This is a genomic window from Candidatus Sphingomonas colombiensis (assembly GCA_029202845.1).
Lineage (GTDB): Bacteria > Pseudomonadota > Alphaproteobacteria > Sphingomonadales > Sphingomonadaceae > Sphingomonas > Sphingomonas colombiensis.
The window spans coordinates 1,518,000-1,531,616 of sequence record CP119315.1; the positions used below are offsets into that span (position 1 = coordinate 1,518,000).

General features: G+C 66.6%; 13 protein-coding genes. 1 reads left to right on the top strand and 12 read right to left on the bottom strand.

Going from position 1 to position 13,617, the window contains the following annotated elements:
- Positions 1-8: 8 nt before the first annotated feature.
- The 10 genes from P0Y64_07240 to P0Y64_07285 all read right to left on the bottom strand — a co-directional run bounded on the left by P0Y64_07240 (position 9) and on the right by P0Y64_07285 (position 10,059).
- Positions 9-851, bottom strand: coding sequence for a DMT family transporter (locus P0Y64_07240; GenBank protein ID WEK44573.1), 843 nt, complete (start codon positions 849-851; stop codon positions 9-11).
- Between the two features lie 7 nt (positions 852-858).
- On the bottom strand, positions 859-1,884 hold the full coding sequence (gene alr / locus P0Y64_07245) for an alanine racemase (protein ID WEK44574.1): 1,026 nt from the start codon (positions 1,882-1,884) through the stop codon (positions 859-861).
- A gap of 58 nt (positions 1,885-1,942) precedes the next feature.
- Complete coding sequence (locus tag P0Y64_07250) at positions 1,943-3,544, bottom strand: MFS transporter (GenBank protein WEK44575.1); 1,602 nt, start codon at positions 3,542-3,544, stop codon at positions 1,943-1,945.
- A gap of 115 nt (positions 3,545-3,659) precedes the next feature.
- Positions 3,660-4,127 (bottom strand): GreA/GreB family elongation factor, encoded by a 468-nt coding sequence (locus P0Y64_07255; protein WEK44576.1) that lies wholly within the window; start codon positions 4,125-4,127, stop codon positions 3,660-3,662.
- On the bottom strand, positions 4,124-5,008 hold the full coding sequence (mmsB, locus tag P0Y64_07260; GenBank protein WEK44577.1) for a 3-hydroxyisobutyrate dehydrogenase: 885 nt from the start codon (positions 5,006-5,008) through the stop codon (positions 4,124-4,126). Before mmsB ends, P0Y64_07255 begins: the two co-directional genes overlap by 4 nt.
- Positions 5,009-5,051: 43 nt before the next feature.
- Entirely contained in the window at positions 5,052-5,834 is a 783-nt protein-coding gene (locus P0Y64_07265; GenBank protein WEK44578.1) for an enoyl-CoA hydratase-related protein, read from the bottom strand.
- Between the two features lie 52 nt (positions 5,835-5,886).
- Positions 5,887-6,921 carry an enoyl-CoA hydratase/isomerase family protein gene (locus P0Y64_07270; GenBank protein ID WEK44579.1) on the bottom strand — a complete coding sequence of 345 codons (1,035 nt, stop codon included), beginning with the start codon at positions 6,919-6,921 and terminating at the stop codon, positions 5,887-5,889.
- Positions 6,918-8,063: an acyl-CoA dehydrogenase family protein gene (locus tag P0Y64_07275; GenBank protein WEK44580.1), complete on the bottom strand. Its 1,146-nt coding sequence runs from the start codon at positions 8,061-8,063 to the stop codon at positions 6,918-6,920. Before P0Y64_07275 ends, P0Y64_07270 begins: the two co-directional genes overlap by 4 nt.
- An 8-nt stretch (positions 8,064-8,071) precedes the next feature.
- Complete coding sequence (locus P0Y64_07280) at positions 8,072-8,530, bottom strand: hypothetical protein (protein ID WEK44581.1); 459 nt, start codon at positions 8,528-8,530, stop codon at positions 8,072-8,074.
- Positions 8,531-8,562: 32 nt separating this feature from the next.
- Entirely contained in the window at positions 8,563-10,059 is a 1,497-nt protein-coding gene (locus tag P0Y64_07285) for a CoA-acylating methylmalonate-semialdehyde dehydrogenase (protein ID WEK44582.1), read from the bottom strand.
- 203 nt (positions 10,060-10,262) lie between these two features.
- Between P0Y64_07285 and P0Y64_07290 the strand changes: the two genes are divergently transcribed.
- A complete protein-coding gene (locus P0Y64_07290) occupies positions 10,263-11,120 on the top strand; it encodes a LysR family transcriptional regulator (GenBank protein ID WEK44583.1) in 858 nt (285 codons plus the stop codon).
- 76 nt (positions 11,121-11,196) lie between these two features.
- On the opposite strand, the gene rpoN is transcribed toward P0Y64_07290, so the two are convergent.
- Both rpoN and lptB read right to left on the bottom strand, forming a co-directional pair.
- Positions 11,197-12,678: an RNA polymerase factor sigma-54 gene (gene rpoN / locus P0Y64_07295; GenBank protein WEK44584.1), complete on the bottom strand. Its 1,482-nt coding sequence runs from the start codon at positions 12,676-12,678 to the stop codon at positions 11,197-11,199.
- Between the two features lie 79 nt (positions 12,679-12,757).
- A complete protein-coding gene (gene lptB, locus P0Y64_07300) occupies positions 12,758-13,534 on the bottom strand; it encodes an LPS export ABC transporter ATP-binding protein (protein WEK44585.1) in 777 nt (258 codons plus the stop codon).
- Positions 13,535-13,617: the final 83 nt, after the last annotated feature.

Below are 13,617 nucleotides of genomic sequence, written 5' to 3' on the forward strand. Positions count from 1 at the left end.
GTGAAGCGCTAGACGGCGGTGAGCGTGATCGCCACCGCGCCGGCGGCGATCACCAATGCCCCGATCGCGCGGCGGCGATCGACATGTTCGCCGAGCGCGAACACCGCGATCAGCAGCGCGAAGAGCACGCTCGTCTCGCGCAATGCCGAAACGATGCCCGCCGGGGCGATGCGCAGCGCGAGCAACGCCGAACCGAAGGCGATCAAGGTGACCACGCCCGCCGTCATCCCCTGCCGCCCCTCCGCGCGTAGCAGTCGCACGACCTGCCCGCGTCGGGCGACGGCGAAGATCGGGAACATGATCAGGCCGTCGAGCACGAAGAACCACGCGATGAACGTCATCGCCAGCGGGGCGAGGCGGATCGCCTGCGCATCGACGACGGTATAAAGCGTCGTCAACAGCCCGGCCGCGATCGCAGCGATCAGCCCGGCGTGCGCGACATGGCGACCCGCCGCGATCAGCATGACGCCGCCGCTCACCAGCGCCACCCCCAGCAGGCCCGGTGGCGCGATGCGATCCCCCAGCACCGCTATCCCCAGCACCGCGGTGAGGATCGGCGCGGTGCCGCGCGCGATCGGATAGGCAACGGCGAAATCGTTCGCGGCATAAGAGCGGATCAGCACGAGCTGATAGATGGTGTGGAGCGCATTGGCGGCGAGCAGCCATGGCAGCATCGCGGCGGTCGGCAACGGGACGAACAGGCAGACGGGGGCCAGCACCACCGCACCGACGGCCCCGATCAGCGCGCGGATCGCGAGCCGATCCCGCCCCGCCTTGAGCAACGCATGGGCAGCGGCGGTGGTGACCGACGACAGCAGCGCGAGCGCGATCCCGGCGCCGCTGGCGATCATCCCCGCATCACCGCCATACCCGATCGAATCGCGCGCCGAGCCCAGTCAGCAGCTCATATTGCGACATGCCGCTGATCGCCGCAGCCCCGGGCAATGCATAATCGAGCGCGAGCCAATCGCCCTCCGCCACCGCATGTGCGCCGCAATCCACCGCGATCAGGTCCATCGAGACGCGCCCCAGCACCGGCAGCCGCACCTCGCCGATCAACGCATGGCCCTTGCCCGAAAAGGCGCGCCAATAGCCGTCGGCATAACCGAGATTGAGTATCGCCACTTCGGTATCGGCGGGCGCGGTCCACGTCGCGTTATAGCCTACCGTCTCGCCGGCGGGGACGCGGCGGCGTTGCAGTACCTGCGCCTCGGGCCGCGCAACCTGGCGGATCGCCGCCAGCTCGGTGCGCGGGATGCCGCCGTAAAGCGCAAGGCCCGGGCGGACGAGATCGAGGTGATAGTCCGCGCCCAGCGCGATACCGGCGGAATTGGCAAGGCTCATCCGCCGCGCCTGTGTCGCGCCAGCCAGCGCGGCGAAACGCGCGCGCTGCGTTTCGTTCAACGCCACATCCTCGTCGGCGCTGGCGAGGTGGGTCATCAACGTGTCGATGCGCAGCCCATCGAGCAGCCCGCTCGCAATATCCTCAGCCGACACGCCGAGGCGGTTCATGCCGGTATCCACCATGACGTCACATTCGCCGCCGCCGGCTTCCTTCCAGCGAGAGACCTGTATCGGGGTGTTGAGCACCGGGCGCGCGTTGCGCAGCCGCGCCAGCGCCATATCGTCCGCGCGGACGCCGTGGAAAACCGAAACGCTGACCCCGGTGTCGACCAGCGCGCGCGCCTCTGCCCATGTGGCGACGAAGAAATCGCGACACCCGGCGTCCGCCAGCCGGCGCACCACCGCGCGCGCGCCGAGGCCGTAACCATCCGCCTTCACCGCCGCGCCGCATGCCGCCGCGCCGCTCATCGCATCGAGCAGGCGCCAGTTATGGACGAGTGCCGAGGTGTCGAGCGAAAGGCGGCAAGGGGAGCGGTTCATCACCCCCGGTTAGCGGGCGGTGGTCTCCGCGTCGATGGCGGCCGGGTCGCCCCCGCGCTTATGCCACGATGTGCCCGTGGCGATCCTCTTTCAACCACAGGATGGTGACGATCAGCGCCAGCAACGTGATTCCCCAAGTGTACCACAAGCCGGCGAAGGGATTGCCGGTGCGCGCGACGATATACTGGCTGATGAACGGCAGGAATCCGCCGAAATAGCCCGTGCCAAGGTGATAGGGCATCGATAGCGAGCTATAGCGGATCGCGGGCGGGAACATCTCCGACAGCAGCGCTGCGACGGGGCCATAGGTGAGCCCGGACAGCGCGGTGATGGCCAGGATCGCGATCAGGATCAGCGCGATATTGCCCGCGCTCGGCTTCACCCGGCCGAGATCATAGCCCGCGTCCGCCAGCGCCTTGTCGAGCGCTGCCGGCGAATGATCGGTGATCGGCAAGCCGCCGATCGATACGCTCGGCACCGGCGTGACCTCCTTGGTGTAGGCCACGCCCTTCTTGGAGAAATAGTCGAGCAGCCGGGCGCATTCGTCTGTCTGTTGCGAAGCGAACGGGGAATAAGCGCATCGCGGGCCGGAAACCACCACCGGCGCGCGTTCCGCGGCGCGCGCGAGGCCCGGGTTTGCCGCCGCACCCATCACCTGGAAGATCGGGAACAGCAGGATCAGCGTCATAATATAGCCGATTACGATCGGTTTCTTGCGCCCGACCAGATCGGAGAGCCAGCCGAACAGCACAAACCACGCCACCCCCATCAGCGCGCCCGCGCCGGTGATGAGCTGCGCGGTCGTCTCTTCCAGCCGCATCGTCGTCTGGAGGAAGGAAAGGACCGAGAACATCGCGGTGTACCAGATCACCGCCAGTCCGGCGGCGATGCCGAACAGCGCGACTGCCATCCGCTTCAGATTGCCGGGATAGGTGAAGCTTTCGCGCAGCGGATTGTTTGCCACCTCGCCCGCCGCGCGCATCGCCTTGAACACCGGGCTTTCCGACAGCTTGAGCCGCATCCACAGCGATACCGCAAGCAGTGCGATCGAGAAGATGAACGGCGCGCGCCAGCCCCAGCTTTCCCATGCCGGCCCGGCCAGCACGGTTTTGAACGACAGGATCACCGCGAGGCTCAGAATGAAGCCGCCGACGACGCCGGCCTGAATGAAGCTGGTGTAGAAACCGGAGCGGCCGCGCGGCGAATGTTCGGCGACATAGATCGCCGCGCCGCCATATTCGCCGCCCAGCGCCAGCCCCTGCGCGATGCGCAGCAACAGGACGAGGATCGGCGCGGCCATGCCGATCGCGTCATAGGACGGGATCAGGCCCACGCCGGCGGTGGCGATGCCCATCAGCGTGATGGTGACGAGGAAGGTGTATTTGCGCCCCAGCCGGTCACCCAGATAACCGAACAGCACCGCGCCGATCGGGCGGAAGCCGAAGCCAACCGCGAAGCCCGCCCAGGCAAGCAGGGTCTGCAATGTCTCGTTGCCGGCCGGGAAGAAGGTGCGCCCGATGATCCCCGACGCGGCGAGCGTGCCGTAGATGAAGAAATCATACCATTCGAAAACGGTGCCGAGCGCGGACGCCGAAATGACCAGCTTGATGTCCGCCTTGGACGGCTCCGCATCGTGATCCTGCGCAACGACCGTCGCCATCCTGCCCCAGCTCCCCATTCGGGTCGGCCTTTGCCGCCCGGGCAGTAGCTGTAACGCGCCGTCGGCGGGCGGCAAGAGGCTATGGTGTGCGGAGCGGGGGGCTGGTGGCGCGCGCTCAGGCGCTCAACGCCGGTTCCACTCCCAGTACTATGATCGCCTCTTCGCGACCGCCGAACGGAAGGACATCGCCTTCGCCTCCACCGATCAGCGCGCGCGCCAGCGGGGCGGAGAAAGCGAGCTTCCCCGCCGCCGGATCGGCCTCGTCGTCGCCGACGATTTCGATCATTCGCGCCGCGCCGTTGAGCGTGAAGCGCACCCGGCTGCCGAATGCGATCTCGTCCTCCGGCGGCTGCGGCGCCAGGATCGCGGTGATTCGGCGCGTCTGCCAGTAGCGCAGCTCGCGCGCGATTTCCTCGCGGCGCGGCTCGTCGGCACCGTCCTGCGCCGCCTCCAGCGCGGCGATCCTTTCGCCGATCAACGCATGGCCGCGCGGCGTGACGAGATTCGGCCCGGACGGGAGCGGCAGCTCGAAGCGGGGCTCCTTGTGCTCCTCGTCGCTCTCCCGGCGGAACGCGACGCTCATGGCTTGCCGGCGAGCATGTTGATGATGCCGGAGAAATCGCGCCCGCCGTTGCCGGCGCCGGCATAGGTTTCATAAAGCTCGCGCGCGCGCGCGCCCATCGGCACTTCGGCGCCGACGCTTTCCGCCGCTTCCATCGCCAGCCGCAGATCCTTGAGCATCAGCGCGGTGGCGAAACCGCCCTGATAATCGTGATCCGCCGGCGTTTCCGGGCCGACGCCAGGAACCGGGCAATAGCTCGTCATCGACCAGCTCTGCCCGGAGGAAACGCTGGCGATATCGTAAAACGCATTCGCGTCGAGCCCGAGCTTTTGCGCGAGCACGAACGCCTCGCACGTCGCGATCATCTCCGCGCCGAGCAGCATGTTGTTGCAGATCTTCGCGGCCTGCCCGGCGCCGCTGACGCCGGCGTGGATCACCGCCTTGCCCATATCGGCGAGGAAGCCCTGCGCGCGCGCGAACGCCTCGTTCGAGCCGCCGACCATGAAGGTCAGCGTGCCGCCATTGGCCGCCGCGATCCCGCCCGAGACGGGGGCATCGACGGCGACCAGGCCCTTGGCCGCCGCCTGCTCGGCGACGCGCTTGGCGGTCATCACGTCGATCGTCGAGCAATCGATCAGGATCGCGGACGGCAGCGCCGCATCGAGCACGCTTTCGCCATAGACCTGTTCGACATGCGTGCCCGCCGGAAGCATGGTGATCACCGCCTCCGCGCCGTCCGCCGCCTCGCGCGCCGATGCGACGGGCAGGCAGCCGGCGGCCTTCGCCTTGTCCAGCGCGTCGGCCGACAGATCGAAGGCGCGGACGTCATGGCCCTTCTTCGCGAGATTGGCGGCCATGCCGCCGCCCATGTTGCCCAGCCCGATGAAACCGACGCGCGCCATCTTATTTCCTCTCCAGATTATAACGTCCGAACCCCGGTTGGGGTTACCGGCCCTTCCACGCGCCCGCGCGCTTCTCGATAAACGCGGCCATGCCCTCTGCCTTGTCCTCGGTGGCGGTGAGGATCTGGAACAGGCGACGCTCGGTCAGGATGCCCTGCGCGAGATTGGTCTCGAACGCGGTGTTGACCATTTCCTTGTTCACCATCGCGGCCATCGGCGGCATCGACGCGATCGTCGTGGCGGTCTTGAGTACTTCCTCAAGCAGATCGGCCAGCGGCACGACACGCGCGACGAGCCCCGAACGCTCCGCCTCGGCGGCATCCATCATCCGCCCGGTGAGGCACATTTCCATCGCCTTGGCCTTGCCGATCGCGCGGGTCAGCCGCTGCGATCCGCCCATGCCGGGCGCGACGCCGAGCTTGATCTCGGGCTGGCCGAATTTCGCGGTGTCGGCGGCGATGATGAAATCCGCCATCATCGCCAGCTCGCAGCCGCCGCCGAGCGCGAAGCCGTTGACCGCCGCGATCCACGGCTTGCGGGTGGCGACCACGCCGGTCTGCCAGCCGGCGAAGAAATCCTGCAGGAAGAAATCGGCCGCCGCCATATCGGCCATCTGCTTGATATCCGCCCCCGCGGCGAACGCCTTCTCGCCCGCGCCCGTCAGGACGAGGCAACGCTGCGTATCGTCCTTGTCATAGGCGCCGAACGCGGTGGCGAGATCGGCCAGCACATCGGAATTGAGCGCGTTCAGCGCCTGCGGGCGATTGAGCGTGACGAGCGTGACCGCGCCGCGCTGTTCGACGAGGATATTGGCGTAATCAGACATGATTCTTCTCCAAATCGGCAACCCGTAAATCGGGGACGGCGCTACGACCGGATCAGGCCGGGGTCCATGCTTCCGCATCGGGGAGCGGCGCGAAGATCTGATCGATCACATGATCGCTGACCCCCTCCGGCGTCGGCGGATTCCATTGCGGCGCATTGTCCTTGTCGACGATCACCGCGCGGACGCCTTCGAGGAAATCGTGGCGCTGCACGACGCGGCTGCCGACCGCATATTCCTGCCGCATCTCATCCTCGAACGTCGCCATCGCCTTGCCGTCGAGCAGCAGCTTGAGGCTGACCTTCATCGTCTGCGGCGATTTCGTCTTGAGGATCGCCAGCGTCTCGCGCGCGAAATCGCCATCATCGGCGGCGAGCGCGGCGAACACCTCCTCCAGCCGGTCGGAGGCGAACAAATGGTCGATCTCGGCACGGCGCGCGAGGATCGGCGCTTCCGGCGCGGGGACGGCGAGCGCGTCGAGCGCCGCTTTCGGCCGCTCGGCGATCCGCGTCTTGGCCTCGGGCAAACGCTCGGCGGGGAGGTAATGCGTGGCGAGGCCGAGCGCGAGACACTCCGCGCCGTTGAGGCGATGCCCGGTCAGCGCGAGATACTGCCCGATCCGCCCCGGCAGCCGCGAGAGATACCAGCCGCCGCCGACATCGGGGAACAGGCCGATCCCGGTTTCGGGCATGGCGAGCCGCGTATTCTCGGTCGCGACGCGATACCGGCACGGCTGCGATAGGCCGACGCCGCCGCCCATCGTGATCCCGTCCATGAAGGCCACAATGTCCTTGGCGTAGGTGAACAGCCGATGGTTCATGCGATATTCGGTGTGGAAGAAAGCCCGCGCTTCCGCCCCGTCCTTCGCGCCGCTTTCGGCGAGCATGCGGATATCGCCGCCCGCGCAAAAGCCGCGCCCCTCGGCATGGTCGATGGCGATGACGTGCAGCGCATCCTCGTTGCGCCAAGCCTCCAGCGCCTCCAGCACGCCCTCGCACATCGCGATGTTGAGCGCGTGGATCGCCTTCGGGCGGTTCAGGCGGATGCGGCCGACGGCGCCGTCGGTCTCGACGATCAGATCTTCGGTCACTGGCGCGTCAGCTCCCGCCCGACGATCATTCGCATCACCTGATTGGTCCCCTCAAGGATCGAATGGACGCGCAGATCGCGCCAGAAACGCTCGATCGGATAATCCATCAGATAGCCGTAGCCGCCGTGAAGCTGGAGCGCGCGATCGACCACGCTCGATCCGGTATCGGTCGCCAGCCGTTTGGCCATGGCGGCGAAACGCGTCTTGTCGGGTGCGTTCGCGGTCACCTTGGCGGCGGCGACGTAGAGCAGATAGCGCGCGGCCTGCAGCTCGGTATCCATGTCGGCGAGCGTGAATTGCGTGTTCTGGAAATCGGCGATCGGCTTGCCGAACTGCTGGCGATCCTTGGTATAGGCGATCGCCTCGTCGAGGCAGCGCTGCGCCCCGCCGAGCGAGCAGGCGCCGATATTGAGCCGGCCGCCATCGAGCCCCATCATCGCGAAGCGAAAACCATCGCCCTCCGCGCCGACGCGATTGGCGACCGGCACCTTCACATTGTCGAACAGCACCTGCCGCGTCGGCTGCGCATGCCAGCCGAGCTTGCGCTCGTTCGCACCGAACGACACGCCGGGCATGTCCTTGTCGATGACGAGGCAGGAGATGCCCTTCGGCCCGTCCGCCCCCGTGCGGACCATGGTGACATACACCTCATTCTCCCCCGCGCCGGAGATGAACTGCTTCGAACCGTTGACGATATAGTGATCGCCCTCCAGCCGCGCCGACGTCTTGAGCGCGGCGGCGTCGGAGCCGGAGCCCGGCTCGGTCAGGCAATAGCTCGCCATCCGCTCCATCGTGACGAGATCGGGAAGGTATCGACCCTTGAGGTCGTCGCTGCCGAAGCGATCGATCATCCACGACGCCATATTATGGATCGAGACGAACGCGGACGTAGCGGGGCAGCCATAGGCCATCGCCTCCATGATCAGCGCCGCTTCCAGCCGGCCTAGGTTGATCCCGCCCGATTCCTCGCTGACGTAGATCGCCGCGAAACCGAGGTCCGCCGCCGCCTTGATCACGTCACGCGGGAAATGATGCTTCTCATCCCATTCCGCCGCGAACGGCGTGATGCGATCGGCGGTGAAGCGCCGGGCCAGCTCCTGAATCTCGCGCTGGTCGTCGGTAAGGTCGAACTGGTTGGTCATATTTCCTCTCAGGCTCCGCACCGCGTGTAGCGCAGTGTCTGGCCGTCGGCGATGCGGGTGAGCGCGTTGCCATTGTCTTCAAGGGTCAGCGGGGTTTCCTGTTCCCACGACTGCCCTTCGCCGGAGAATGCGAGCGTCGCCTTGATCTCGGTGGGGGAGATGGTGGCGAGCTGCGTCACGGTGGCGCGCGATTCGTAGAAGGTCAGGCGATCGGGCTCGACCAGCATCAGCCCCTTCGCGTCGCCCCTGGTCGAGGTGCAATCCGCTGGGACGAGCCCCCAGCGGCCCTGAAAGGCCGCCGGGATGCGTCCGCCCACGATCGCCGTGCCGGGCTCCGCTACCTTTGCCGGATCGATCGCGTTCACGGTGTTGAACAAGCCGCCCTCGTCGTAGGACACCTCGTTCTTCTGTTCCGGTGCGCACGCCGACAGGGCGGCGATCAGCGCGAAGGCCAGCGTGCGTTTCATCCCGATCACTCCCGTTGCGAAAGGCTTCCCTATCAGCCCATCGTCGGGATGACGAATGCGTTGCCGCCATCGGGCGAGCCATCCGGCCAGCGCTGGGTGATCGTCTTGACCTTCGTCCAGAACTTCACGCCTTCCATGCCGTGCTGGTTGGTGTCGCCGAACGCCGAGCGCTTCCATCCGCCGAAGGTGTGATAGGCGACCGGCACCGGGATCGGCACGTTGATCCCGACCATCCCGACATTCACCCGCGCGGCGAATTCGCGCGCGGCATGGCCGTTGCGGGTGAAGATCGCGACGCCATTGCCATATTGATGATCGCTTGCGAGCTTCAGCGCCGCCTCGAAATCACCCGCGCGGACGATCTGGAGGACGGGGCCGAAGATCTCCTCCTTATAAGCGGACATTTCGGGCGTGACGCGATCGAACAGCGTCGGGCCGATGAAGAAGCCTTCCTCATGGCCCTGCAGCTTGAAGCCGCGACCGTCGACGACCAGCTCGGCGCCTTCGTCCACGCCGGTCTGAATCCAGTTTTCGATCCGCTGGCGATGCTGCGCGGTGACGACCGGGCCGTAATGCGCATCCGCATCGGTGGAGACGCCGACGCGCAACGCGTCGATCGCTGGAATAAGCCGCTCGCGCAGTGCGTCCGCCGTCTTGTCGCCGACCGGCACCACCACCGGCAGCGCCATGCAGCGCTCACCCGCCGAGCCGAATGCCGCGCCGGAAAGATCCGCGACAACCTGATCGAGATCGGCGTCGGGCATGACGATGCCATGGTTCTTGGCGCCGCCCATCGCCTGGACGCGCTTCCCGGCATCGACACCGCGGCGATAGACGTAATGCGCGATATCGGACGAGCCGACGAAGCTGACGGCGGAGATCGCCGGGTGATCGAGGATCGCATCGACCATTTCCTTGTCGCCATGGACGACCTGGAAAATGCCCTCCGGCATCCCCGCCTCAAGGAACAGTTCCGCAAGGCGCACCGGCAACGACGGATCGCGCTCGGAGGGCTTGAGGATGAAGGCGTTGCCGCAAGCGGTGGCCATCGCGCCCATCCACAAGGGGATCATCGCGGGGAAGTTGAACGGCGTGATACCCGCACCGATGCCGAGCGGCTGCCGCATCGAATAGACATCGATGCCCGGGCCGGCGCCTTGGGTATATTCGCCCTTCAGCACATGCGGGATGCCGCACGCGAATTCGACCACTTCGAGGCCGCGCTGGATATCGCCCTTGGCATCGGCGACGACCTTGCCGTGTTCGGACGCGAGCAATTCGGCGAGGCTCTGCATGTTCGCCTCGACCAGTTCCTTGAAGCGGAACATCACGCGGGCGCGGCGCTGCGGGTTGGTCGCGGCCCAGCCGGGTTGCGCGGCCTGCGCGGCGGCGACCGCGCGATCGAGATCGGCCTGCGTGCCGAGCGTGACGCGAGCCTGCACCTTGCCGGTATTGGGATCGAACACGTCGCCCATGCGGCCCGCGCCGCCACCGGAATGGCCGGCAATGAGATGATCGATCACGCGCATGGGGGCTCTCCACGAATTGGTGTTTGATCGGCTTGTAGCCTTCCGGCAATTATGCACTCAACCCGCTTAATTTGCCGGGCCGTGATGCGTTTTTGCAGGATCTCGGTTACGCCCTGCTCTCCGGGGCCCACCTCCCATGCCAGTATTCTGAATGGGAGGCGGGGTGGGAGGAGCGGGGTGGAGCCGCGAAAAAGGGAAGGGCAATGCGGAATTGGGATGATCTGCGTGTTTTCCTCGCGGTGGCGCATATCGGGCGGGTCGCCCCGGCGGCGCGCGCGCTTGGGGTGGACGCCACCACCGTCGCCCGGCGGCTAGCGCGGCTCGAGACGGCGATGGGCGCCGCGCTGTTCGAGACGGTGGCGGGCGAGCGACGGCTGTCGGAGGCCGGGCAGGCATTGCTCCACCACGCGGAGACGATCGACGCCGCGATTTCCGCCGCTACCGAGGGCGAGGTGACGACGGGCGCCGCCGGGCATGTGCGGCTGAGCGTCGCGGAGGGGCTGGCGACGCATGTTCTGGCGCCGCGCGTCCCCATGTTCGCGGCGATGCATCCGCGCATCCGGCTGGATCTGATCACCGCGTCGGGCTTGCTCGACCCGTCGAAACGCGAGGCGGATATCGCGGTGATGCTCGCCCGTCCGCGCAACCGGCAATTGATCGCGGCGCGGCTGGTGGATTATCGGCTGCGGCTATACGCCACGCCCGGCCATCTGGCGGCGGCGGGCACGCCGGAAACCGCGGCGGCGCTGGAGCGGCATGTGCTGGCGAGCTATGTTCCCGAACATCTCCACGCGCCCGAACTCGACTATCTGTCGGAGGTGCATGACGGTCTCGTCGCGCGGCTGCGCAGCACCAGCATCAACGTCCAGCATGCGATGATCGCGGCGGGCGCGGCGATCGGCATCCTGCCCGATTTCATCGCGAGCGGCGATGCGCGGCTGGTTCCGGTGCTGCCGCATATCGTGTTGCACCGCGCTTTCTGGCTCGTCACCCATGCCGACGGCCACGCGACACCGCGCATTCAGGCGGTGACGGCATGGTTGCGGGAGGCGGCGGGGTAGCCGCGCCGTCCCGAAGGGCGTGCGTGAAACGGTGAATGTGGCACGTTCGGGCTCCGCAACCGGCCGACCACCGGTTCTAACCCACGCCCTCCAGTGTCTTCTGGCGGCGGCGCTGCACCGAACTTCCGATCCCCATGGCCTCGCGATATTTGGCGACGGTGCGGCGCGCGATATCGAAGCCCTTGGCGTTGAGCTGTTCAACCAAAGTGTCGTCGGACAGGATCTTCGCGCCTTCGTTCTGGATCAACGCGCGGATCGCAGCCTTCACCGCCTGCGCCGAAACAGCGTCACCGCCATCCGCCGCCTGAATCGCCGAGGTGAAGAAATATTTCAGCTCGAACTGGCCACGCGCGCAGCTCAGATATTTGTTCGAGGTGACGCGGCTGACGGTCGATTCGTGCATCTCGATCGCGTCGGCCACTTGGCGCAAGGTCAACGGGCGGAGGTGCGCCACGCCTTTCAGGAAAAACGCTTCCTGCTGCTTCACGATCTCGGTCGCGACGCGGATGATCGTGCGCTGTCGCTGATCGAGCGCCTTCACCAGCCAGTTGGCGCTGGCGAGGCAATCGCTGAGCCACGCCTTGGATGCCTTGTCCTGCGGGCCGGCCGAAAGCTCGCCATAATAGCGCCGGTTGACCAGCACGCGCGGCAGGGTGGAGTTGTTGATCTCGATCGCCCAGCCGTTCTTGGTGCGGGTGATGAACAAATCGGGCACCACCGCCGGCGCGACATCGCCGCCATAGCGACAACCCGGTTTGGGATCATAGCCGCGCAGTTCGCGGATCATGTCCGCCATATCCTCGTCATCGACCTGGCAGATGCGTTTCAATCGGGCGATCTCGCCGCGAGCGAGCAGATCGAGATGGTCGATCAGCCGCGCCATGCACGGATCGTAGCGATCCGCTTCCTTCGCCTGCAACGCGATACACTCGGCAAGATCGCGCGCGCCGACGCCGGTAGGGTCGAACGTCTGGATCACGCCGAGCATCTGTTCGACCATCGCCAGCGGCACGCCGAGCCGGGTGGCGACTTCCAGCAGCCCGGTGGTGAGATAACCCGCCTCGTCGATCAGATCGATCAGATGTTGCGCGATGAGCAGATCCGCGCCCGACAGCACGTTGCCCGCCTGGGCGGACAGATGATCCGCGAGGCTAGGGGGGCCTTCGGCGAAGGCGTCGAGATCGGGGGCGTCCTCGCCAATGCTCCCGCTGCCGGTGGCCCCGGTGCCAAGCCCGACCGTGTCGATCGCGGCATCGTCGAAGCGCTCGGCGGCAATATCGACATCGAGCGATTCACCCGCTGCCTCGCCTGCCATCACCAGTTCGTCCGCACCGGCCGGTTCCTCGCGAGCGGGGGCGATCGGTTCGCGCTCGCCGACCGGTGCGTCGTCGGCGGCCGGGCTGGTCGCCTCGAGCAGCGGGTTTTTCTCCAGCTCCTCAGCGATCACGCCCTCGATTTCGAGGTTCGACAGCGCCAGCAGCTTGATCGCCTGCTGGAGCTGCGGCGTCATCACCAGCGATTGCGATTGGCGCAGATCGAGGCGCGGGGCGAGCGACATCAGCGGTGTTGCGGCACCAGACCGCCGGGGGCGGGAAAGCGGACCGGCGCCGGCCGCAAGGCAGGGCCGATCCGGGGAATCACAACGAGAAGCCCTCGCCGAGATAGAGGCGGCGGACGTTGGCGTCTGCGACCAGCTCTTCCGGCGAGCCGCTGAACAGCACGCGGCCGTCGTAGATGATGTACGCGCGATCGACGATATCGAGCGTTTCGCGCACATTGTGATCGGTGATCAGCACGCCGATATCGCGGCGCTTCAGATCCTTCACGAGATCTCGGATGTCTGCGATCGAGATCGGGTCGATACCCGCGAACGGCTCGTCGAGCAGCATGATCGTGGGATCGGCGGCGAGCGCGCGCGCGATTTCGGCGCGGCGGCGTTCGCCACCCGATAGCGCCATGGCCGGCGCGGCACGCAGCCGGGTGAGGCCAAATTCGTCCAGCAGCTTATCGAGCCGCTGTTGCCGCGCCGCCGGATCGCGGATGCCGAGTTCGAGCACCGCCATGATATTCTTTTCGATCGTCAGCCCGCGGAAAATCGAGGTTTCCTGCGGAAGATAGCCGAGGCCGAGGATCGCGCGGCGGTACATCGGCAACCCGGTGATATCCTGTCCATCGAGCATGATGCGCCCGGCATCGGGATTCACCAGCCCCATCACCGAATAGAAACAGGTTGTCTTGCCCGCGCCATTGGGGCCGAGCAGCCCGACCACTTCGCCGCGCCCGACAGAAACGGACACGTCGCTCAGCACGACGCGCTTGTCGTAGCTCTTGGCGATCGACACCACCTGCAAGCCATCGGTCAGCGGAGCTTCCGCGATCGATTCGATCCGATCCAGGCTGGTCACGTCATCCATATTCGCGCCGACCTCGCAGCTTCTTGGGTGCCGCCCAGCGCGTTGCCGCGTGATTGGCAGGATTCATGCATGGCCCTTTTGCC

Bases quoted from the DNA above. Each gene is read 5' to 3' on its own strand.
- P0Y64_07240 (WEK44573.1), bottom strand. From the start codon at position 851: ATGATCGCCAGCGGCGCCGGGATCGCGCTCGCGCTGCTGTCGTCGGTC.
- alr (WEK44574.1), bottom strand. From the start codon at position 1,884: ATGAACCGCTCCCCTTGCCGCCTTTCGCTCGACACCTCGGCACTCGTC.
- P0Y64_07250 (WEK44575.1), bottom strand. From the start codon at position 3,544: ATGGCGACGGTCGTTGCGCAGGATCACGATGCGGAGCCGTCCAAGGCG.
- P0Y64_07255 (WEK44576.1), bottom strand. From the start codon at position 4,127: ATGAGCGTCGCGTTCCGCCGGGAGAGCGACGAGGAGCACAAGGAGCCC.
- mmsB (WEK44577.1), bottom strand. From the start codon at position 5,008: ATGGCGCGCGTCGGTTTCATCGGGCTGGGCAACATGGGCGGCGGCATG.
- P0Y64_07265 (WEK44578.1), bottom strand. From the start codon at position 5,834: ATGTCTGATTACGCCAATATCCTCGTCGAACAGCGCGGCGCGGTCACG.
- P0Y64_07275 (WEK44580.1), bottom strand. From the start codon at position 8,063: ATGACCAACCAGTTCGACCTTACCGACGACCAGCGCGAGATTCAGGAG.
- P0Y64_07280 (WEK44581.1), bottom strand. From the start codon at position 8,530: ATGAAACGCACGCTGGCCTTCGCGCTGATCGCCGCCCTGTCGGCGTGC.
- P0Y64_07285 (WEK44582.1), bottom strand. From the start codon at position 10,059: ATGCGCGTGATCGATCATCTCATTGCCGGCCATTCCGGTGGCGGCGCG.
- P0Y64_07290 (WEK44583.1), top strand. From the start codon at position 10,263: ATGCGGAATTGGGATGATCTGCGTGTTTTCCTCGCGGTGGCGCATATC.
- rpoN (WEK44584.1), bottom strand. From the start codon at position 12,678: ATGTCGCTCGCCCCGCGCCTCGATCTGCGCCAATCGCAATCGCTGGTG.
- lptB (WEK44585.1), bottom strand. From the start codon at position 13,534: ATGGATGACGTGACCAGCCTGGATCGGATCGAATCGATCGCGGAAGCT.